The 20,963-nt window shown below is 66.1% G+C and carries 24 protein-coding genes; 6 read left to right on the forward strand and 18 right to left on the reverse strand.

What is annotated here, in order from left to right:
* Positions 1 to 10 precede the first annotated feature (10 nt).
* From ACQ860_RS14575 to ACQ860_RS14660, 18 genes are all read right to left on the reverse strand, one after another.
* On the reverse strand, positions 11 to 1,282 hold the full coding sequence (locus tag ACQ860_RS14575; RefSeq protein WP_431304061.1) for a site-specific DNA-methyltransferase: 1,272 nt from the start codon (positions 1,280 to 1,282) through the stop codon (positions 11 to 13).
* Positions 1,272 to 2,675, reverse strand: coding sequence for a site-specific DNA-methyltransferase (locus tag ACQ860_RS14580; protein ID WP_431304062.1), 1,404 nt, complete (start codon positions 2,673 to 2,675; stop codon positions 1,272 to 1,274). The genes ACQ860_RS14575 and ACQ860_RS14580 overlap by 11 nt, the downstream gene beginning before the upstream one ends.
* A gap of 588 nt (positions 2,676 to 3,263) precedes the next feature.
* Entirely contained in the window at positions 3,264 to 3,599 is a 336-nt protein-coding gene (locus ACQ860_RS14585) for a hypothetical protein (RefSeq protein WP_431304063.1), read from the reverse strand.
* Between the two features lie 299 nt (positions 3,600 to 3,898).
* Complete coding sequence (locus ACQ860_RS14590; RefSeq protein WP_431304064.1) at positions 3,899 to 4,444, reverse strand: hypothetical protein; 546 nt, start codon at positions 4,442 to 4,444, stop codon at positions 3,899 to 3,901.
* On the reverse strand, positions 4,434 to 4,664 hold the full coding sequence (locus tag ACQ860_RS14595; protein WP_431304065.1) for a hypothetical protein: 231 nt from the start codon (positions 4,662 to 4,664) through the stop codon (positions 4,434 to 4,436). The genes ACQ860_RS14590 and ACQ860_RS14595 overlap by 11 nt, the downstream gene beginning before the upstream one ends.
* Positions 4,661 to 5,206 carry a crossover junction endodeoxyribonuclease RuvC gene (locus tag ACQ860_RS14600; protein WP_431304066.1) on the reverse strand — a complete coding sequence of 182 codons (546 nt, stop codon included), beginning with the start codon at positions 5,204 to 5,206 and terminating at the stop codon, positions 4,661 to 4,663. Before ACQ860_RS14600 ends, ACQ860_RS14595 begins: the two co-directional genes overlap by 4 nt.
* Before the next feature lie 312 nt (positions 5,207 to 5,518).
* Positions 5,519 to 7,969: an AAA family ATPase gene (locus ACQ860_RS14605; protein ID WP_431304067.1), complete on the reverse strand. Its 2,451-nt coding sequence runs from the start codon at positions 7,967 to 7,969 to the stop codon at positions 5,519 to 5,521.
* The gene (locus ACQ860_RS14610; protein WP_431304068.1) at positions 7,921 to 8,688 is read right to left on the reverse strand and encodes a hypothetical protein; all 768 of its coding nucleotides are present in this window, start codon (positions 8,686 to 8,688) and stop codon (positions 7,921 to 7,923) included. The genes ACQ860_RS14605 and ACQ860_RS14610 overlap by 49 nt, the downstream gene beginning before the upstream one ends.
* Positions 8,688 to 8,918, reverse strand: coding sequence for a DUF6511 domain-containing protein (locus ACQ860_RS14615; RefSeq protein WP_431304069.1), 231 nt, complete (start codon positions 8,916 to 8,918; stop codon positions 8,688 to 8,690). The genes ACQ860_RS14610 and ACQ860_RS14615 overlap by 1 nt, the downstream gene beginning before the upstream one ends.
* Before the next feature lie 168 nt (positions 8,919 to 9,086).
* Entirely contained in the window at positions 9,087 to 11,795 is a 2,709-nt protein-coding gene (locus tag ACQ860_RS14620; RefSeq protein ID WP_431304070.1) for a Hint domain-containing homing endonuclease, read from the reverse strand.
* 17 nt (positions 11,796 to 11,812) lie between these two features.
* Entirely contained in the window at positions 11,813 to 12,469 is a 657-nt protein-coding gene (locus tag ACQ860_RS14625) for a hypothetical protein (protein WP_431304071.1), read from the reverse strand.
* A 16-nt stretch (positions 12,470 to 12,485) separates the two neighbouring features.
* Entirely contained in the window at positions 12,486 to 13,367 is an 882-nt protein-coding gene (locus ACQ860_RS14630; protein ID WP_431304072.1) for an ATP-binding protein, read from the reverse strand.
* Complete coding sequence (locus ACQ860_RS14635) at positions 13,364 to 13,534, reverse strand: hypothetical protein (protein ID WP_431304073.1); 171 nt, start codon at positions 13,532 to 13,534, stop codon at positions 13,364 to 13,366. Before ACQ860_RS14635 ends, ACQ860_RS14630 begins: the two co-directional genes overlap by 4 nt.
* Complete coding sequence (locus ACQ860_RS14640; RefSeq protein ID WP_431304074.1) at positions 13,531 to 14,025, reverse strand: hypothetical protein; 495 nt, start codon at positions 14,023 to 14,025, stop codon at positions 13,531 to 13,533. The genes ACQ860_RS14635 and ACQ860_RS14640 overlap by 4 nt, the downstream gene beginning before the upstream one ends.
* Positions 14,012 to 14,863: a hypothetical protein gene (locus tag ACQ860_RS14645; protein ID WP_431304075.1), complete on the reverse strand. Its 852-nt coding sequence runs from the start codon at positions 14,861 to 14,863 to the stop codon at positions 14,012 to 14,014. The genes ACQ860_RS14640 and ACQ860_RS14645 overlap by 14 nt, the downstream gene beginning before the upstream one ends.
* On the reverse strand, positions 14,863 to 15,405 hold the full coding sequence (locus ACQ860_RS14650; RefSeq protein ID WP_431304076.1) for a hypothetical protein: 543 nt from the start codon (positions 15,403 to 15,405) through the stop codon (positions 14,863 to 14,865). Before ACQ860_RS14650 ends, ACQ860_RS14645 begins: the two co-directional genes overlap by 1 nt.
* Positions 15,405 to 15,785, reverse strand: a complete 381-nt coding sequence (locus ACQ860_RS14655) for a hypothetical protein (RefSeq protein ID WP_431304077.1) — start codon at positions 15,783 to 15,785, stop codon at positions 15,405 to 15,407. Before ACQ860_RS14655 ends, ACQ860_RS14650 begins: the two co-directional genes overlap by 1 nt.
* Positions 15,786 to 15,823: 38 nt before the next feature.
* On the reverse strand, positions 15,824 to 16,432 hold the full coding sequence (locus ACQ860_RS14660; RefSeq protein ID WP_431304078.1) for a sigma factor: 609 nt from the start codon (positions 16,430 to 16,432) through the stop codon (positions 15,824 to 15,826).
* Between the two features lie 289 nt (positions 16,433 to 16,721).
* On the opposite strand from ACQ860_RS14660, the gene ACQ860_RS14665 reads away from it, so the two are divergent.
* The 6 genes from ACQ860_RS14665 to ACQ860_RS14690 all read left to right on the forward strand — a co-directional run bounded on the left by ACQ860_RS14665 (position 16,722) and on the right by ACQ860_RS14690 (position 20,933).
* Positions 16,722 to 17,453, forward strand: a complete 732-nt coding sequence (locus ACQ860_RS14665; protein ID WP_431304079.1) for a hypothetical protein — start codon at positions 16,722 to 16,724, stop codon at positions 17,451 to 17,453.
* A complete protein-coding gene (locus ACQ860_RS14670) occupies positions 17,450 to 17,728 on the forward strand; it encodes a helix-turn-helix domain-containing protein (RefSeq protein WP_431304080.1) in 279 nt (92 codons plus the stop codon). Before ACQ860_RS14665 ends, ACQ860_RS14670 begins: the two co-directional genes overlap by 4 nt.
* Positions 17,725 to 18,411: a hypothetical protein gene (locus ACQ860_RS14675; protein ID WP_431304081.1), complete on the forward strand. Its 687-nt coding sequence runs from the start codon at positions 17,725 to 17,727 to the stop codon at positions 18,409 to 18,411. Before ACQ860_RS14670 ends, ACQ860_RS14675 begins: the two co-directional genes overlap by 4 nt.
* A 277-nt stretch (positions 18,412 to 18,688) precedes the next feature.
* Positions 18,689 to 19,189, forward strand: a complete 501-nt coding sequence (locus ACQ860_RS14680; RefSeq protein WP_431304082.1) for a DUF2924 domain-containing protein — start codon at positions 18,689 to 18,691, stop codon at positions 19,187 to 19,189.
* Positions 19,186 to 20,520 (forward strand): recombinase family protein, encoded by a 1,335-nt coding sequence (locus ACQ860_RS14685; RefSeq protein WP_431304083.1) that lies wholly within the window; start codon positions 19,186 to 19,188, stop codon positions 20,518 to 20,520. Before ACQ860_RS14680 ends, ACQ860_RS14685 begins: the two co-directional genes overlap by 4 nt.
* Positions 20,517 to 20,933: a hypothetical protein gene (locus tag ACQ860_RS14690; RefSeq protein WP_431304084.1), complete on the forward strand. Its 417-nt coding sequence runs from the start codon at positions 20,517 to 20,519 to the stop codon at positions 20,931 to 20,933. The genes ACQ860_RS14685 and ACQ860_RS14690 overlap by 4 nt, the downstream gene beginning before the upstream one ends.
* Positions 20,934 to 20,963: the final 30 nt, after the last annotated feature.

Raw genomic sequence — 20,963 nt, forward strand, 5'->3', positions numbered from 1 at the left:
ATCACTGGCCTCATAACGCCGCCGCCTGCACCCCGCGGGTGGCGGCGATATCGTTGAAGGTCCGCTCCTCGCCTGCCAGCACCGCTGCCTTGCCGGTGAGATTCTGCCAACGCTGGATCGCTACATCGACATAGCGCGGGTCGATATCCACCGCGTAGCAGGCGCGGCCCGCGGTCTCCGCTGCGATCAGCGTTGTGCCGCTGCCGAGGAACGGATCGTAGATCGCCTCGCCGACGGCGCTGTTGTTGATGATGGGGCGGCGCATGCACTCGACCGGCTTCTGCGTGCCGTGCACCGTGGCCGCGTCCTCGTCGCCACCATTGCTGATGGCCCAGAGCGTGGCCTGGTCACGCGCGCCCTGCCAATGCCCGGTCGCGCCTTTGCGCACCGCGTAGAGGCACGGCTCATGCTGCCAATGATAATCGCCGCGCCCCAGCACGAAGCGCGACTTGGCCCAGATGATCTGACTGCGGATCACGAAGCTGGTCGCCTCGAGGCTGTCGATCACCGTGCGGCTGTGCACGCCGGCGTGCCAGACATAGGCCACGTCACCGGGGAACAGCGCCCAGGCCTGGCGCCAGTCAGCGCGATCGTCATTCGCCACCTTGCCGGTGCGCATGGTTGCCGAGACGCCGGCCTCGTTTCGCCATTCCGGATCGTAGTTCACGCCGTAGGGCGGGTCGGTGATCATCAGATGCGGTGACGCACCGTCCAGTAGGCGCGTGACATCGGCGGCGGAGGTGGCATCGCCGCAGAGCAGGCGGTGCGGCCCGAGTTGCCAGAGATCACCGGAACGCGTGATCGGCACGACCGGTGGCTCGGGCGCCGGCGCATCGGGATCGCCGCTGCCGCCGCCCGTCTCATCGCCTGTTGCATCGGCCAGCAAACGATCCAACGCCGCCTGGTCAAAGCCAATCACGCCCAGATCGAATTCTTCCGCCCGCAGTTCCCGCATTTCGGCGGCAAGCAGGCTCTCGTCCCAGGTCGAGTTCAGCGCCAGTTGGTTGTCCGCCAGCCGAAAGGCCCGCGCCTGCGCCTCGGTCAAATGGCCGAGCCGGATAGCAGGGATTGCTTCGAGCCCGAGGGCCTTGGCCGCCAGGACGCGGCCATGGCCCGCGATCAGCACGCCGGTATCATCCACCAGCACCGGCACGTTGAAGCCGAACTCGGCGATGGACGCCGCCAGCTGCGCCACCTGTTCGGTGGGATGCATCCGCGCGTTGGCTGCGTAGGCCGCGAGCGATGCCACCGGCATCATCTCCATCTGAAGGTCAGGCCGCATCGGCAGTGACCTCCATCCGGGCCGCGGCGACAGCCTCGTAATCGCGGCTATCATCGGCCAGCGTCACGGGCAGGTCGGGATGCAGCATGCGCCACCGGGCGACCGCCAGGTCGACATACGCCGGGGCCAGCTCGATCGCGCGCACGCGACGGCCGGTGCGCTGGCCGGCGAGAATGGTCGTGCCGGAGCCGCCGAACGGTTCGAACACGACCTCGCCCTCGTCGGTGTAGGTGCGCATCAGGAATTCCGGCAGCACGACCGGGAACACCGCGGGGTGCTCCGTCTCGATGCCGCGGCCCTTGTGGCGGGTCAGGCGCAGCACGTTGTCGGGGATCCGGAAGTCCTGCACCGGCAGGCCGGCATGCTGGTACTCCGAGATGGTGCCGTCGGCGGCGCGCAGCCCGCTGCCCTTGTTGGGCGTGCCGGCCCATTTGCAGGGGACGATCTTGTTCGCCTGGCGGGCCTGGCGGTTGAAGTGAAAGACGAACTCGAAAGCCGGTGCGAGGCGACCGTTCCAGTCACCGGGCAGGCCGGGTCCCTGGTCCCAGGTGTAGAGGCCAAACCGGCGCCAGCCGCGGGCGCGCATCCAGTCAAGCCATCCGGCCCAATATGGGATCCATTCGCTGTCGCGGTGGATCAGGCCGAGGTTCACCAGCACTTGGCCATCCGGCCGCATGGCCGCGTCGAGATGCCGGAACACGCCCTGCATCAGGGCGTCCCAATCCGTGCCGCCGCCGGTGGTGTAGTCGCGCTGGTTTCCATACGGCGGCGACGTGAACAGCAGCGAGGCACGGTCATCGCCCATCACGCGCGCGACCGAGGCGGCGTCGGTGCTGTCGCCGCAGAGCAGGCGATGGCCGCCGAGCAACCAGAGATCGGCGGGACGGGTGACGGCCTGGCGCGGCGGCTCCGGTTCGGCGTCTGCGGGATCCTCCGCCGGCGCCTCGTTGCCAGGGGCGTCGGCGCTGGCAACGGCCGGGCTGGCAAGGGTCCCGTTGCCAGGGTCCGTTGCCACCGGCTCCATGCCGGCCAGCAGCCGATCGAGTTCGCCCGCGTCGAAGCCAGTCAGCGCCAGGTCGAGGCCGCCCATCTCCTGCAGCTTGGCCACCTCGGCGGCGAGCAGGGCCTCGTCCCAGCCGGCGTTCAGCGCGATGCGATTGTCCGCCAGGCGGTAGGCGGCCTTCTGCGGCTCGGTCAGGCCGGCGCGGATGATGGTGGGCACCGTCTCCAGGCCGAGGGATTTGGCTGCTTGCAGCCGGCCATGGCCGGCGATGACCTCGCCGCGCTCGTCGACCAGCACCGGCGCCACGAAGCCGAACTCCAGAATGCTGGCCGCGATCTGCGCCACCTGCTCGGCGGAATGCGTGCGCGCATTGCCAGCATAGGGCAGCAATGCGACGACCGCGCGCGCCTCAACGGCGCTCGCAGACCATGGAGCTTGGGGCATACGCACCTGCTGTTGTGGGAGAAAATCCGGTCGCCGTCCTCAAAACCCGGGGGGGTAAGACGGCGACCGGGTAAGGTGATCCCGTGCACTGGCTGCTGAGGCGAAGCGCCGCACGGATTCTTATCAATATGCTCTGTGATTGATTTATTGGTCGCAAGCGTAGATTTGTAGACAGTCGCCAGATACTGGCAACTTGGAAAAATAGCCTGGCGCTAGGAATGTTGCGCGCTGCTGCTCCCCGCATACAGTATCGGCGGGAAGGACCCTGGATTAGTACTTCACCTTTACTTCGATCGGTGGGTGACTGGCTCGGAAGCCGTCCGCTTGACCCACCTTCTCGACGTGCCGCTGTTATAGCCTACTCGATTTGCACGCCGCTACGGGGCGTATTGTAACAGCGGCGATGAAGTCTGGTGATCGGGTCCGGTGAGGTCAGGACCGGGAAACCGACGCACCTTCTCGACGTGGCTGCATCATAGCCAACTCGATTTGCGCTGCGCCATGGGGTGAATTGTAACAGCGCAGCCAGTCGGCTCAGAGCGAGGCGGACGCCCGATCAACCGCCTCGCGCGACGCCTGCAGCGCAGCCAAGGTCAGGCCAGCCTGCTTTGCCGCCACGGCGTCATCGGGGTCGACGTAGGAGACCTGCTCCTCGGCATCGGCCACGCCAACCACGATCTGCTCGCGCATCTCATCGAGCCAGGTCTTTGCATCCTGCGGGTCTGCGTCAGGCACGCGCAGCCATTCGGCGACGATGATCTCCACCTCGCGGGCAACCCGTCTCGCAGGCACGCCTTTGGCGGCGAGCTCCATCAGCCGGACAGTTGCGGCGTCAACAGGGCGCATGCGTGCTGGGGGTCGTTTGGCCATGGCTTATCTCCTTTCGGTTTCCCGGCTGGATAGCATGTTCTTGTCTTGTTCTCATAGGGGGGATACCGTTGGGCATGCCCCACGGCGACCCTCCCCACCCTCCGATCCCTTGGCTGAGCCAGGCCGCCTTGATGGCGGCGCGGGTGGCACGACGCCCAGCTGGGCCGCACACGAGGGTGGGTGAGAGCGAAAACAGGGCGGTGCGCGACGTCCTGCTGGCGCACCACCCTGCGTTGCCCCTCACGATGATCTCCGAGGCCGTGGCCTACATCCTGGCCTCGGAGTAGCAACGCGCTGTTTCACGCCGCCTGTGACCCTGCCGTCAGCCCGAAATGCATCGCGAGGATGCCCAGGCCGGCGACCAGCATGCCGCTCGCGATGGGCTGCGGCACGGCCCTGCCGCACCAGCCCTGGCGTGCTGACCATTCGCGGATCGACATCTCGAGCCCAACCACGAACCATATGGCGGAGCCGGCTGGGCTGCCGTGCCCACCCAGCGCATCCATGGCACGGGCCACACGCCGTCGCGCATCCACTTGCCGGGTCGACATGATGTCCGCCGTTGCGCCGCCAACACGCACGAACTGGGTGGTGGCGATGCTGTCCAGCGCCGCGGAGCGGAACAGCGTCCGAAAGATGCACCCCGCCTCGTGCATCTGCGGCGTGATGGTGCCGTTGGCCAGCATCATGCCCAAGGCATCCACGGCGCGACGGTGCGCCACGGGCGTCCCCGTTTCCGGGTCGGCCGCACGGACTGGCTCGGAGAAGCCGCCATGCTGGAGCCTCCACTTCGAGGGCTTGGACAGATCCTCGACCACCCGTTTCGCCTTGCGCTTACCGGCCATGGTGGTTCTCTCCGTTACGACGCCCCCAGCGCCGGTTTGCTTCGTTGGTGATGGCCTGGCGTAACCAGGGATCGATGATGTCCTCGACCGGGATCGCGGCCACGCCGTGGCGATGCCAGGCGGCGGCGCGCATGGCGTTCACCTCGGTGTCGTTGATCGGGCTGCGTGTGCCGCGGTCGAGGCAGGACCGGGGCGGTTGGGGTGCGCCGTGCATGGTCATGCGCGGCCTCCGTTCGGATCGGTGGCCCAGAGGAGCAAGGCGATGGCGTCCGCCTCGTTGTCATCGGCCGGTAGATAGCCGCGTGCCCGCATGGCCTCGATCATCGCTGCCTTGTTGGCGCTGCCCTTGCCAGTGGCGTAGCGCTTGATCGTGCCGACCGGAACGCCCTCGTAGGGCACCTCGTGCTCCTCGCACCACGAGGTCAGCGTGGCGAGAAAGCCGCCGTAAACGTGGCTTGCGTCGGTTCCGGCGTGCCGGCGCACCTCCTCGAACACCACGCGCCGGAGGCCGTGCGCATGCATGGCGATTTCGACGAGCCAGTCGGTGAAGCGGAGGTAGCGCATGCCGCCACCTTCGAAGCGACCGGGCTTGAAGGTCATGGTGCCGGAGGTTGTGCCGCCGTCGCCGAAGCGCAGGGCCCAGCCGGTGGTGGTGCCCAGATCGAGGGCGAGGATGCCGGGCTTGCGCGGCCGGTACAGGCTGGGATCGGGCAAGGTGGTGCTTGCATCCGAGGCGGTCGTGGTGAGAGTCGGGAAATCCATGGTGGTCTCCGAGAGGGGATGATCCTGGTGAGGGTGGCGACGACGCGGTTCTTGGCGGAGCTCGTCGTCGCTGCCCGGCTTTGGGTGGATTGACCCTGGTGGGTGGTGGTCCGCGGACCCGAACCAGGCGCCCCCGGGTGTGGTGTGCGCGCGTCTTTGGGACGCGCACGCACACCCCCCGTAGGGGGGCGGGTACAACACCTAACTCCTCCATCATGTTTAGTGCATTGAAAAACAACACGAAAAGAGGAGTTAGGTGTGAAATTGGAGGAGTGAGGGACCTAACTCCTCTGTCCTCACAAGCCATTGTTTTCATGACTTTGTTTTCCGGGAGGAGTGAGGAGTTAGGCCTAACTCCTCAGGAGTGAGGCCTTCCAAAACGCCCTCCGGGTAGACCCAAACCTCCGGATTTTCGACTTCCATGCAGGTGCCGGACTGGGGGCATTTGAAGTGGCTGGGCAGGACGCGGCGGACGCTGGTGGTCACCTCGCCGGTGTCTGGATCCACGGTTTCGACATCGGGGCCGAAGGTCATGCCCTCGACGCAGAGATACCCGAAGCGCGACCGGACAACTTCGTGCCCAAATTCCGTGCCGTCACGGCGGAACTTCACAAAGCCCTTCGTGGCGAGCACGCTCAACCGCTCGCGGATCGTGTGTTTGCTGCCCAGCCCGACCTTGTTCTCGAAGGTCTCCGCAAACAGCATCAGGGCGTAGAGGCGGCCAGCCGCGGCCTCATCGAGAAGGATACCGAGGATCACATCGTGCTTGCGCAGACGCTCGGCATCCAGCTTGCGGCCGATGTCCTTCCTGACCAGGCGCTCGCCCTGGCGATCGAGTTCCACCCAGGCGCCGCCGCGCTTGTCGACCAACATGGGCTCGAGGCCGGGGCCGTTGCGCAACTCGACGTGCAGCTCGCGTTGGGTCTGCTCCTCGTCGGGACGAAACAGGATGGCGCCCGAGGTGTAGTAGCCGCGCAGTGCGCTGGCGCCAGACAGTGACAGGAAGGGATCGTCCTTCACCTGCAGCTTGCTGAGCTTCTTGGTGTGGTGGGCCAGGATGATGCCCGCCTCGGGGGCAACCAGGTCGCGCAGAGCCTCGACGCGGCTCTGCAGGAAGAACATCATCGCGCCGTTGTCGTTCTCACCTTCGCCCGCGGGCCCGCCATCGAACAGGTTGCGGATGGGATCGATGCAAATGATGTCCGGCAGCGCGTCGGGGAATGCCGCGCGGATGGCGGCGGCGACGAGGGACACGCCTTGGTCATCGAGCAGCATGCGGAGCTTGGGGGTGACGACGAGGGTGTCACGGGCGCGTGCGACTACGCCGGGATCCAGGCTCAGCTGCTGCAGACGCTCGCGCAGGTAGTGGTACTGGATTTCCGCCTGGAGATAGAACACCCGGAGCGGGCGCGGCACCGTGAAGCGCAGGAAGGGGGCGCCGGCGGCGGCGTGGACCAGAAGGTTGATCAGGAAATCGGATTTACCGACCTTCGGCGCGCCGCCGAGCACCAGCATCCCGCCCGGGGTCAGCAGGCGCGGCCTGATCAGGTCATCGGGCATGGGTGATGTGTCGTCGAGCAGCGCGCCGAGGGTGTGCGCCGGGACCGCGGTGGGCGGCGCGTCACCGGCGCGCAGCAGCGCCGGCCCGTTGCGTCCGACGTGCAGGGCCCAGAGCGCATCGGCCTCGGCCTTGAGCCGCTCGAGTGGCCAGGTGGGGCGCAGGCAGGCAGCGTTGTACTGGCAGATGGCCTCCCAGCCCTCGTCGCCGGTGATGCGGCCTTCATGCACCTGGCGCACGAAGTGGCCGATGGCGGCGCTGGCCCCCTGGAAGCGCGTCCAGGCGTCCTGGGCGCCCTCGCGAACCGGGGTGGTGAGGATGGCGTCGAGGCCTGGCCGGTCGCCCTGTGGGGCCGCCTGGCTGCGCTCCTGGCCCGGCAGGAAAGGCATGCCGGCGACGGCCTCCGTGAATTCGGCGAGGTCCAGCTCGCGGCGGGGATCGTGGCTGCGGATGGAAACGATCCGCTCGACGCCGTGCTTGCGATAGACCGTCCCTGGGACGCGGATGGGCTGGTGCGCAGATCGGAAATGCGTGTCGCCGCCCACCTTATCGGCGATCTCGCCGCGCAGAGCGCAGAGGCGCAGGCCGTCGGTGCCTTCGGCCGGCTCCGTCAGGCGCCACCACACATGCAGCTTGGCGGCGCCCTCGGCCGTGCGACCGCCGCTTTCCACCAGCAACGTTGGCGAACCGAGGTGCTGGAGGAGATGTCCCAGCTTGGCCTCGATATCGCCGGCGTCGAGATCGACCACCAGTGTCTGCATCTGCAGCACATGCTCGGCGCGTGCCTGGCCGTGCTCCGCGACCGTGCCGGGGATGACATAGACGGCGCTGCCTTCACGCGCGGCCCAGGTGGCGTAGGTCGCCAGCAACTCAGGCGCGTTGCTGTCGGCGGGGATCCAGATGTTGTGCGGCTTCGTGTCGAGCCCCTGGCCTTGGTCCACGAAGCCGCGGATGGGGATCAGCCCCTCGCAATACCCGAAGACCACATCCAGGAAGGTGGTGATCGCGGCCAGGTCCACAGCGGCCGGTTCGGCGCCGGCCTGCATCGACTGCCCAGCGCCGGGAAGTCGATCCATCTCGACATTCCCACCGGTGGGAATATCGGTCACGCCGTCATCCACCAGCGGCGCCGCGTCGTTGAAATCTCCCCATGCGTTCATGCCGGCAGCCTCCAGCAGCGCTTGTCCCAGGGGCAGAAGCGGCATTCGAAATGGTCTGGCTTGGCGGCGATACGTGGCAGCAGATCGCCAGCGTCGGTGGCGGCCAGGATGCGGACACCGCGGTCCGACATGCGCTGCGCCAGCTCCGCATTAAACGGCACCAGCTCGTGATGGAGCTCGGCGGTGTTCTTGTTGATGGCGGTAAACAGCGCCGGATTGTCCGCCACGCCTGGGACGCTGGCGTCCATGTACGCTTGGTAGACCGCGATCTGCGCCGCGTAGATGGGCTTGCTGACCGCCACGCCCTTGTTTGATGTCTCCCGCCATGACTTCGCATTCATGGTTTTGCATTCCCACAGCGCGGGAAACGCCATGCCGGGGATGGCGGGGCCGCCGGCCAGGACGCCATCGACATGGCCGCGGATGCGACCGCCGGCGACGGAGAAGCCGAATTGCTCGCCATGGTCGCCACCGCCACGGCGGGTGAACAGCTCGAAGCCGGCGCCCCGGAGCCACGCGACCGCGACATCCTCCAGCGCGTGCCCAATCCCAAAGATGCGCAGCAGCCGGCCGTCGAAATCGGCACCCTCATCCTTTGGCGCCTTCACGAATTCGAATTGCAGCGCCCGCTCGCAGGCGTGGCCCAGGCGCGAGCCACCCAGATAGCTGCGCGGCGGTGAGGCCGCGTTGCCAGCGACCAGCGCGGCATCGATGGCGGCGTTGACGTGCTCTGACGTCTGGCTGCGGCTATTGAGATCCAGCATCAGTAGGGCGCATCCGCAGCGCTGAGCGGGCGGTGCGGGGCGTGTGCCTGCTGGGCCGTCGCCTGCATCGCGTCCTGAAAGCCGCCCACGGCCACCTCGATCAGCGTCAGCACCTGTGGCTCGGTCAGATCGATCAGCCGCGTCTGCCAACCGATCTCGCCCAGGCATTCGCCGAGCGGTCGCATGGTGGCGCGGATGGCGGCCTGTTCCTGTTCAGTCAGATCAACCATGGCGGGGGAGCTCCTGGCGGCAAGGGTGGTCCACAGCGCCTGGCAGGGCATGCTGCAGAAGGAAGCGGTGGGGCGTGGCGGCCGCCGCCGTGTCGGATCGAACCACCCAAAGCCGCGCGTGGAGCGGCGGCAGATGGCGCAGGGCGGGACGGGATTGCGCATGGCCGGTCACGCCGCCTGCTCCAGCGCCATGGGTTGCGCATTACGGACCAGCCTGCGGATCACCTGCTTGTTGAACTTGAAGGTCAGCAGCGCCGAGGCCTGGTAGCGGGTCATGCCAAGATCAGCGCGCGCCTCGAGCGGTAGGTGGATGAGCTGCCGTTCAGTCGGCGGCTCGCGCAGCCAACGCTTGCTCTTGTGGGCGCTCTCGTCCGTCTCGTAGCTGTTCAACCAGTCATCCGCTGCGGCCAATGCCACCAGCCGCTCACCGATGGACAGCAGGCGCGGCCGTTCCTCCTTCGCACCACCCACTGCATGCCAGGCCCCATTGAGAAAGAAGATGCCGGCCCAGCCGTTGAAGCCATTGGCCAGTAGCGCTGCGTCATCACCGAACAGGTCGCACCATTGGAAGGCGGAGCGGCGGAGCAGATCGATCTCCGTCATGATGAAGTCGGTGAGCGGCGCCGTCTCGCGTTCGCACGGCTCGAATGCGTGGCCGCAGATCGGGCACTCCATCACCGCGATCGGCACCTCGGCATCGCAGGAGGGGCAGGTCTTGGTGGGCGGCTCACCTTCGCCGGGCTGGCTGTCGAGATCGACATCCTGCTCCAGGTAGCCATGGATCTGCGAGGATGTGCCGAAGTCGAGTATTATGCAGTCGCGCTTGACGATGCCGGGGTGCTCGACCGGATCCACGGTGCGCAGCCCGCGGCCGACCATCTGGATCATGGTGCATTTGAACGAACTGGGCCGCAGCAGGATGACGCAGGAGGTGGGGGGATGGTCCCATCCCTCGGTCAGCACCGCGACATTCACGACGATGCGCGCCTCGCCCCGGGCATAGGCCGCCAGGACCGAGCGCCGCTCCCCGTCCGGCATGTCGCCGGTCACCATGACGGCGGGCACACCGGCGGCATTGAAGGCAGCTGCAACATGCTCGGCGTGGGCGATGGTGGAGCAGAAAGCCACGGTCTGGCGGCCGCCGGCCTTCTCCTGCCAGTGCTTCACCACGGCGTCGGTGACCGGCACGGTGTCCATGACGCGGGCGACCTCGCCCATGTCGAAATCGTCGCCGCTGCGGCGGACGGTCCGGAGCTCATCCTGCACGCCGACATCGATGATGAAGGTGCGGGGCGGCACCAGGTGGCCGGAAGCAATAAGTTCGCCAAGGCGGATCTGGTCGGCGACGTTCGAGAAGACTTGGCGCAGCCCGATCTTGTCGCCGCGGTTCGGCGTGGCGGTGACACCGTAGATGCGGCACATCGGATTGCGCTGCAGGGCCTGACCGATAATGCGCTGATAGCTGTCGGCGACGGCGTGATGCGCCTCGTCGATCACCAGCAGGTCCAGTGCCGGCATGGCGTCCAGGTTGGCCGGGCGCGTCAGCGTCGGCACCATGGCGAAGGTGACCTGGCCGGCCCAGGATTTCTGGCCTGCATCCACCACCGAGGTGCTGATGCAGGGATTCACGCGGCGGAACTTCGCCAGGTTTTGCGCCGTCAGCTCATCCCTATGCGCGAGGACGGCGGCCTTTCCAGAGCCGCCACCAATATGCTCACCCACTGCCGCAGACAACATGATCGTCTTGCCGCTGTTGTGCGTGACGGTGAAGTCGCCCAGCAGGTAGCGATGATCGGCGTCGACGGTGAAGCCGTAAAACGTCCCCTTGCCAACATCATGCAGAGTGAAGCCGGTCCGCAGCACATCCTTTTTCTGTCGCCTCGGCTGGGGAATTTTGCGTACTACCCGAAGCGGGAGGCAGGTGCAGTCGCCCGAGATGCACAGCCGCCAGTATGCTGTGCCATTCACATGTCGCTGCGCTATCAAAGCACGCAGCCCAAGGCTTCTGGCCACGAAGGCGATGTCGTCGGCCATCTGGCGCGAGGCCGAGACGATCTCAAAGCAGCGATGCGTGAAATGGCCGTCCGTATCAAGCAGGCCGGCCAGTATCGCCTGGCGCACAGTGCGCGATCCAAGACGGTAAGCGTCGGGCATGAACTTCTCAGACGATCCGACACCCAGCACACCAAGGTCCCGCAGCATCTGACGGAGCGTATTGGTGCCACCCGGCGGACCCGAGAAATGGTAGGAATTCGACTCGTTGTTGCCCCGGCAATCGGTGCGGACTTTCAGCCCGAGGTGGTCAGCCATCGCGAAGCAGGTCTCGACGATCTCGGCATCGGGCGTCGTGATCGCCAGGCTTCCGTGTTTGAGGCTGCCGTCCCCAAGCAGAAGTCCGAGAAAGTATGGATCCAACGTCGGTTGTTCGCGGGCGGGGAAGTCGACACCAACCCGGAACAGCTTATGGAGATGACGGAAGTAGGCGCTGCGCTGACGATATTCCTCCACACTGATGTCGAGGATCGTGCCGCCAGGGACCGCCGTCGCATGCGACCCGCAGGAGCCTTCACTGACCTTGACGAGCGTGAGGATGTGGCCGGCGTTGACGACGAACGGGGTACCTTTGATGGGCCGTACTTCGACCATCTCGTCCTCGCCTGCATGCAATTCCAACACGGTCCGGGGCGTGCTGTCGGGGCCCATGAGCCGATCGCCTACGCAGATTTCCTCGACCGCCTGGATGGTGCCGTCAAACATTAGGATCGGCGTGCCCGCGGCATGGCATCCGGTCGGGGCGACGCCGAGGGTGTTGCCATGCTCGCCGAGCGCACGGAGGCTGCGCTCGACGAAAAGCTTCTGGCGGGGGCGGAGCATCATGCTGGTGCAACCCTCCCTCAGCGCGCCCAGGCGGGACGCGGGTCCGCATCCGCGGCGGGCTGCAGTGTCGGGATGGGGAAGGCGCCCTGCTGCATGGCCGGCATGGCGGGTGGCGCGTAGGCCGTTTGTGCCGGCGCATAAGCGGGCTGTGGCGGCGCATAACCGGCTGGGGCCGCCTGCCGCCCCATCGCCTGGGCGTAATCCCGATGATCCGGGGTCACCGCCATGCGGATTTCGCTCTTGGCCTCGCCGCCGACGTCGGTGCCGTGGTCGATCTTGGCCAGGAACTCCAACCCTTCGAGATCCGCGAAGCCGCTGATGCGGCGCGCCGCCTGGGCCTGGGGCGAGACATCCTTGTCGGAGATGCCGCGCGCGGAGTTCAGCATGCCGCGCAGGAAGCTGCGGCCCATCCCGGCCCATTCCGGCCCCTTGGGGCTGTAGAGGCCGATCAGCGTGAAGATCTTCCGCTTGGCGTAGGGGCCCTCCAGCACGGTGAATTCGCCGTTGAGGTAGACCGCGCCGGCGCTGCTGCGCGTGGCATAGCCACCCGTCCAGCCTTGGCTCGGATCGTCGAAGCCGCCGGGGCGGATGGTGAGGCGGACCTTCACCAGCGTCCCTTTGGGGATCAGGTTCGGGTTCGACTGGGCGTCGTTGTAATCGTTCCAGGAAGCCATGGTGCTTCTTCTCCGGTCAGGTGGTGGGGATGTCGGTGGGGGCGGCCAGCGCCAACGGCGGCGGGTCGTGCGCCACGCCCTGCGGCACCGGAGTGCGGATCTTCTGGAAGAGCTGCCCGAGATGCGGCGGCTCCAGCATGTTGAGCCGGCCGGAGCGGTCCTTGGCCGGATAGCCCCAGGGATTGATCGTCTGGCAGACCAGCCCCCGAAAGGGAGCGGGTGGCGCCTTGCCGATAGGGGCGTCCATCTTGATCTCGGCCAGCGTCATGACCTGATCGACGATGCCGGGCAGTTCGAGGCCAGTCTTGCTGCCATCGATCTGCGGCACGAAGACCTTGCGGTTAAAGTCGTCGAGCTTCTCGTCGAGGATCCCCACGAAGATCACGTTGCGGCCGCGGGCATGCTGGAGATGCGTGAGCCAGGCGATCATCTCGCGGCCATGCAGCCCATAGGCGCCGCGGAGATCGGGCTTGCCGGTCTTCTCGGAATGCGCCTCTGGCTGCCCGCGACACCAATTGAAGCAGAGCCGCGCAGCGACCGTGATGCTGTCCACGAAGATGGTGACAAAGCCGTCCATACGGGCAGGGTCGCCATAGGCCTCGACGACGCGCGCATATTGCTTGGCGGAATAGGGCTGATCGTCACGCAGCGCGGGGTTGGGACCGGCGAGGAACAGCGCGATGTCGCGGCATTCCTCCCAGGTGCGCGGCCGAATGGATGCGCCGCGCCAGTGCTGCACGGCGAGATCGCCTGCCTCCAGGTCAATGAACAGCGTCGTGCCGTCATCGAGCGTCAGGAGGAGATAGGTTTTGCCGATGCCGCTCTTGCCGAAGATAACGGCCTTGATGCCGCGCGCCTCCGCCTGCCGCTCATCGGCGGTGATGATGCGCAGCGTCATTCGGAAACTCCCTGGTCCTGGTTCCCACCGCTGAGAAGCAGGTGGATCGGCAAGGAACAGGCAATCAGCGCGCCAGTTTTGCCGATGCCGTTCCTGCCCAGGATCACGACCTTGACGCCGAGCGCCTCGGGCCGTCGCTCGTCGACGTTGATGATGCGGAGTGTCATTCTGAGACCCCCAGAACGTCGGCGAGCATCATGCGCGGGTTGTCTGCCCACTCCGGGAAGTCGGTGAGGATCTTGCGGGCGCGACGGGCGTATTCCCGCATTTGGGTTGCCTTCTGTTCGCGCAGCTCGATCATCTGGACGAACTCAGGATGGGTCATGCGCAGCACGCGCTTGCGGAGCGCGTCGCAGCCCTCGTCCAGTGCCGCAATATCGGTGACCCAGTGATCGAAACCCTGCTCCAACTCTGCGAGATCGCGCTGGCCGGCGATGATGTCGTTGGTGGTGCGGGTGGCCGCCTCGCGCTCGGGGCGGAAGTTGGCCACTTCCTCTCGGGCGCCACGCCGGGCCAGCCGTTCTACGAGGCCCGGGATGTCCCCGCGGCCTTCGCTGGCCTTGGCGTAGAGCAGGTTGGCGGCGTCGTTGGTACGAAAGCCAGCGCCATCGGCATCGAGTTCCGAGACGATCTCGCGGAGGAGATTACGCAACGTCATATTCGGGCTCCAGTTCGAGGTTGTTGATGAGGTTTGACGCGCGCCCGACCAGCGCCTGCACGCGGGGCATCGCCTTGCGCGGGACCCCGAATGGCTTTGCGGCGTCGAGCGCATCGATGAGTTTTTCGAGGGCGTAGATCGCGTCCGACCAGGCGGTCAGCGACGGACGGTCCAGTGCGGCAATGGCGGCCGGCAGCGCTGTGGAGGCATTGCTGCCTATCGGGTGATCAGAGTGTTTCCATTCGGCAGGCTGCCGTTCGGAAACACGTGCCTCGATCTTGCTGATCGCACCGGGTGTCAGGTTCTCGCGGGCTGCGATGCTGCGAACGCGCTCTCCGGTGCGGCGGGCCTCCACGATGCGACCATCACGCTCACGCTCGACTGCGTCACGCGCCTCGGAGGTCAGTTCTCGCGCCCACCGCTCGGAACAGGCGAGGAGACGACGGACGGCCTCAGCATCGTGTGCTTCACAGAGCCTGCAGCGCACTGCGATGCTATAACCCTTGCGATAATCCCCTGGCTCGCGCCTTTTGCCATGAAGGGCATTGGCCGACAGCGCATGGCGCACCGCCTCCAGGCGGGTACCCTGGCGAATATCGGCTGAGACGACCGCGGTCCCCTCATTGCCACCCTCGCGGGCCAGGCCTTTGCAGGCGGCATAGCGATGGAAGCCATCGGCCAGCCAGTGGTCGGCGCCGTCGAAGAAGACCACCAGGGGCGGAAATTCCGCGCCTTCTTTCATGCGGAAGGCGTATTCCGCGACAGTCTCCTCATCGAGGCAGACGCGCGACTGGCAGTCCGCATCGAACCGCACCTCGGTCAGCGGCAGAGACGCCATCAGCGGCCTCCCTGCACGAGAATGGTGTCGGTGGATTGGGTGCGATCGTGCAGCGTGGTCTCTGGCACGATGGTCAGGCGATAGGTGGATTTGCCGGTGCGCACCGTGCGTGCCGGTTCGAAGGCAGCGCGGATGCGCTCGGGCCAGGCGGTGTAGGCTCGCTCCGACACCTTGAAGCTGACCTCGACATATTCGCCGGGATCCTCGCCGCCAGCGCGGATTTGTTCGGCCAACGCGGCCAGGCGCTGCTGATCCCAATCGACGCGCTTAGGGAGATCGACGATGACCTCGACGGCGCCGTCCTGGAAGCGGATCGTGCCGGTGTCTTTGCCAGCGGCGGCACGGGCGCCGACGGCGCGCTGTTCGTATCGCAGAGCGATAGTGCCCTCGATCCAGTCGCGCATGCGGTTGGCCGCGTCCAGCGCGGCGCGGGCATCCTCCTGTAGGAGCGCGAGATGCTCGGCCGGCAGGGCCAGGAGCTCCGCCACCGGCATCCGGCGCGCAGCGTCCAAGCTGGGGCGGTTGGTCAGAAGGGGCTGCATCACGCCGCCTCCGCCAGCTCGACCACCTGAAGCCGTGGCAGTTCGTGATGGCGGGTGACGCGGGAGCGCGGCCGGATGACGACCAAATAAGCGAAGCGCTCATGGCCGAGACGCCGCTGAAGCAGATGCACCCAACCTGCCTCAGCCAGGCTCAGCGCATAGTCAGCCAGCACATTCAGTTCAGCCCGCCGCTGCTCCGGCAAGTCCGAGAGATGCGGGTACCGATCACGGGCGAGCGCGCCGAGGTAATAGGCGATCGACGCGCCAGGCACGGCATCTGCGATGAAGTCGCTCAGCGCATTGGCGTCGGCTACCACCTCTGGATCAGCGCGGTGGTCATTGTCGTTTTGAGGCGCAGCAAGGAGCGCAAAGGCGTGCATGGCACGTGGTCCTCTCGTCGTGGATGGCTGCTTCTTATTTACTGATCGAGGCAGCGATTTTTCCCACGGCACCGAGAGGCACGAGCGAGCCCAGCCGCGCGCAGCCACAAGCGCAGATCGGCCAGGTCGCGATAGAAAGCAGATGACGAGCGCGTGCTGGCCCGCTGTGCCGCGGCGATGTCGCCCTGGCTCATGATCAACAGCGCGAGTGTTTCGCGGGCCTGGGCTGGAAGTACCGCCGCCGCTTGATCAAGGTCGATGCGTAGGACGCTGCTCAATTCGTCATCGCCCGCCTCCGGCAGCGTGACCGACGTCAGCTGGCTGACACTGGAGAGGGCCGCCAGGTCCACCTGTACTGGCTCTGTCTTCCTTGCCTTGGCATCGGCACGCAGACGGTCGCCGACGACGTGGCGGGCCAGCAGACTGACGAACGTCGACCAGGCCGCCTGCTTGGGATCAAAGTGCTCAGCGCGCTCGAGGATCGCCAGGAGAATGTCCTGTCGGAGGTCGTCGCAATCCGCCTGGTGTCGCCGCCCGCGTCGCGCCCAGCGGACGGCGCGGTGGGTGGCAGCCGCAAGGGCAAGCTTTGTGTGAACATCATCCCATAAGCGGCTGTCTGCGCCTTGGTTTTGGTATTGAACGAACACCGTAATCTCCTTTGTCCACTGGTCTGCGGTGACCAGAAGGCAGCACGCGCTCCATTGGTGCGGCGAGGGCGGAAAGGTGTGGAATGCTGTGGAAATGCGTCACTGGGATTTCAGAAGCCGATATAAAACAATGGGATATGTGATGATTTCTTGAGCTTGACGCGGCGGTGGTGCGGAAATCCGATTTCCACACCTCACGCCTACGACGGGGCTGGACTCTGCCGGTGATGGGAACGTAAAGTGAACATCATCATTGATGAAGCGCTTAACCTGATAGGAATGAGGTCTGATGCCTCTCGCGATCCACTACGCGTGTCAGCCCGAGACAGGCGCGCCACGCAACATCACAGCTGCGGCCATTCGCGCTGTAGCCACCCAGGTGCGCGCGCAGATCGCGCGCGAACCGGACAGCCTGATGCTCACCACGTCGGCCTTGCTGCAGGCCAGCCAGCGCGTCGTCGTCAACGGTCGTGGTATGAGGGTCGTGTGGGATCTGGCTCATGCCGTGCACGACGAGGCAGGCAAGCCAGTGCTGGGGATCTGTGCCACCGAGCCCGACGAGCCCGGTTGCGCCTATATCTCGGTCAACGCGAAGCTGACAGCCAATCGGCCAGATCTGGAGCTCAGCACCGCAGCACATGAGTTGGGGCATGTGCTGTTTGATGTGCCGTCCGCCTTGCATGCAGGTGGCAGCCTTTATCGGGCTGTGGCCGCCAGTGCTGCGGCGCTGGAACGGCAGAGCCGCGGTGCCGAAGGGCGTGCCAACGAATTCATGGGCGCGCTGCTCACCCCGCCGGTGGCGCTGCACACCCGCATGCTGGCGCTCGCCCGCAATGAGGGCATGCGCTTTGCGCGTGGCCCCCACCAGGGACGACCGGGCAGTCCGATCCTCTCGACGGAAAACCCACCGGAGATGATCGGAGGCTTGCTGGCCGCTTTGTCCTGCGAATTCGGCGTGTCGGACCGGTTCGTTGAGGTTCGCCTGCGGCGCTATGGGCTGCTGCAGGAGAGCCGGCCATGAGCTTTGGTGCCGTTGTGCGAAGCCGCCGCATTGCGCTGGGAATTGGCCTCAATGACTTCTCCGAGCGCCTGGGCATATCGCCGGCCTACTGGTCTCGCATTGAGCGTGATTTCGAGAAGCCGCCACGGGATGAATTGATCGAGCGTGCTGCTGCGATCTTGGGAGAGCGGCTCGATGATCTGTTTGTCGAGGCGGATCGCCTGCCGCCCGATATGCGCCGCGAGATCGGCAAGGTGGTGGTGGCCTATCGCCGCATACGGGCTTTGGGACGATGAAGGAGATCCAGGTGGCTAGCGGTTCGAAGACCAAGCTTTTTTATGACGTCGACGAGATCACGGCGCGCCTCGACATGTCGCTAATCGACATCGGGGTGCTGCTCGCGGAGCAGCAAATCCGTCTCTGTACGCCGGTTGCAGGATTGCCGGTTGAGATTGGCATTTGGGAGGACGTGGACAGCGGTAGCCAGTACCGTATTCCCGATGACTACCGGATGCTTACCGGGCTCATCGATCTGCGACCACAAGATGCCTGGGCTGTCTTGCGCAATGGCAGCGGGGTCCTCGTTTGGCTCGATGTGCCTGCGCCTGGCTACATGCGCATTGGCGGGGCTAACCCGGAACACCCGGGTCATGAGGTGACGCGCAATGATGTGGGTGTGCGCCATGCCGAGATGCTTCGCCTGCAGGCGCAGTATGGTTCTCCGGCTGCGGAGACAGCAGGCCCGCAGGCCAGGTCGCGTGGCGTCCAGGCAACGCATGACTGGAAGGCGCTCCTGCTCGAGCTGGCGCGGCTGGTATATTTCGACGGGGTCCCGGAGTCGAAGACGGCGCTGATTCGGCACGCGCAGCAATGGTTCGTCGCGCAGCGCCGCAAGGTGCCGGATGAGAGCACATTGCACCGGGAGTTGAAGGATTTTTGGGCGATGTTCGCGCCAGAGGCCAAGCGCAAGATCGCGTAGCTGTCGCGCGAGGGGGCGTGGGAAAATCTGGCGGCCTGATCGGTAAATAAGAGGCAGGACAATGCGCGTGGACCCCAATGCCCCTGCCAAATGCCAACAATGCCCACCTGCCTCCTCACCTCCGTGAGGTGTGCAGCATCCTGGCCGCGGGGCTGGTGCGGCTGCGGAGCCGCGCTGCCGAGGAAGCTGCGCGCGAGGCGGCGGATCAGGGAGACAGGTTGCTACCCTTTCCGGCCCCCCAGCGCCTCCATGCAATCCGGACCAACCGGAGACCCGCATGACACGCGCCACGAAATCCAAACCCGGCAGCACGCCGGCGCTCAGCATTCCCGCCATCCCCAAGCCGGACGTGCCGGGCCGGCTGGCGGCGATCAAGACTGCCACGACGCCGGACCTCAAGCAGATGTGGCGGGAGCTTTTTGGGGCTGAACCACCCCCGTACAATCGACGCTTCCTGGAAAGCCGGCTTTCATATCGCGTCCAGGAATTGGCCTATGGCGGCTTGAAGCCCGAGACGCTGGCGCGGCTCGAGGCCCTGGGTGAGCAGATCGACGGAAAGAACATCACGTTGCGCCGCATCCGCAAGGATCAGCGCCCCATCACTGGCACGCGGCTGATCCGCGAATATCAGGGCGTCGAGTACGTCGTGACCGTGACGCGCGACGGCTTCGATTGGCAGGGCAGGCCCTATCAGTCGCTCTCTGCTATCGCTCGCGCCATCACCGGCACGCGCTGGAATGGCTGGTTATTCTTTGGCCTGCGGAAGGCCAGCGCATGACCCGCCGCGACGATCCCGCCGCCATGCCGGCGAAGCTGCGCAAGCGCCGCTGCGCCGTCTACACCCGCAAATCCACCGACGAGGGGCTGGAGAAGGAATTCAATTCGCTCGACGCCCAGCGGGAATCCTGTGAGGCGTATATTGCCTCGCAACGATCCGAAGGCTGGGTGCTGGTGCACGATCGCTATGATGATGGCGGGGTCAGTGGCGGCACGCTGGAGCGGCCGGCCCTGCAGCGGCTGCTGGCCGATATCGAGGCCGGCCTCGTGGATGTCATCGTCTGCTACAAGATCGACAGGCTGTCGCGCTCCTTGATGGACTTCTCGAAGCTGGTGCAGACCTTCGACGCGAATGAGGTCACGTTTGTTTCAGTGACCCAGTCGTTTAACACGACCACCAGCATGGGCCGGCTGACGCTGAACATCCTGCTCAGCTTTGCACAGTATGAGCGAGAATTAATCGGCGAGCGGGTTAGGGACAAGGTCGCGGCGTCCCGCGCGCGCGGCATGTGGATGGGCGGCCCGGTGCCGCTCGGGTATCGCGTCGAAAACCGGAAGCTGCTGGTGGATGAGGCGGGTGCCGCCACGGTCAACCGCGTGTTCGAAGGCTTCGCGGAAATCGGCTCCGGCACGAAGCTGCTGCCAATCCTCCGCGCCGAGGGCCTGGTCACGAAGACCGGCAAGCCATTCGACAAGAGCGCGCTCTACAAGCTGCTGGTCAACCGGGTCTATCTCGGGGAGGCGGTGCACAAGGGGACATCCTATCCTGGCGAGCATGCCGGCATCGTCCCGCAGGAACTGTGGGATCGGGTGCACGCCGTATTGCAGGAGAGCCCACGCGTCCGGGGAGGTCGGTCGCGCGGCAAGGCAGCGTCGTTGCTCCGCGGGCTGCTGTTCGGCGCCGATGGGCGGGCGCTGTCGCCGACGCACACTCGAAAGAAGGGGCGGCTCTACCGATATTATGTCAGCCAGTCGGTGCTGCAGGGCGGGGCGAATGATGCGACGTACCGACGCCTGCCGGCTGGCGAAATCGAGGCGGTGGTGATGGAGCAGGTGCGCGCGCTGCTGCGCCAGCCGGAGGTGGTGGTGGGCACCTGGCGCGCCGCGCGGGCGCAAGCGCCTGACGTGACGGAAGACGAATGCCGCGAGGCGATCGGGCGGCTGGATCCGCTTTGGGACGAGCTATTCCCTGCCGAGCAGGAGCGGATCATTCGGCTGCTGGTGGAGCGGGTGACGGTCGGCGAGGCGGGGGCGGAGATCAAGCTGAACCTGGAGGGGATCGCCGGACTGGCGCGGGACATGGCAGCGAAGCAGAAGGCGTTGGCAGCATGACCAGCGTGACGGTGATGGTGCCGCTGGCGATTCGCCGCCGCGGCGGGCGCAAGCAGATCATCGGGCCGGACGGGGCGGCGGTTGGGGCTTACGAGGCGGACGGTAAAGCGACCACACGCGGCGATCCAGCGCTGGTGAAGGCCCTGGCGCGAGCGTTTCGGTGGCGGCGGATGCTTGAGGAGGGACGGCATAGCTCGATTCGCGAGCTTGCCACCGCCGAGGGGGTGGACCGCGCCTATATCGGGCGGGCGCTCAACCTCACGCTGCTGGCGCCGGATTTAGTGGAGGCCATCCTGGACGGGCGGGAGCCGGCTCCGTTGGACATGGCAAATCTGATGGCTGGGTGCCCTGCGCGCTGGGATGAGGCGCGCGCTGGCATCTCGGCCAAGCGGGTTCCGCTGCATGCCGCATGACCCGAGCGCCTTCCGCCAGGGGGCATGCGG

The organism is Sediminicoccus sp. BL-A-41-H5 (assembly GCF_050632405.1).
Taxonomy (GTDB): Bacteria; Pseudomonadota; Alphaproteobacteria; order Acetobacterales; family Acetobacteraceae; genus Roseococcus.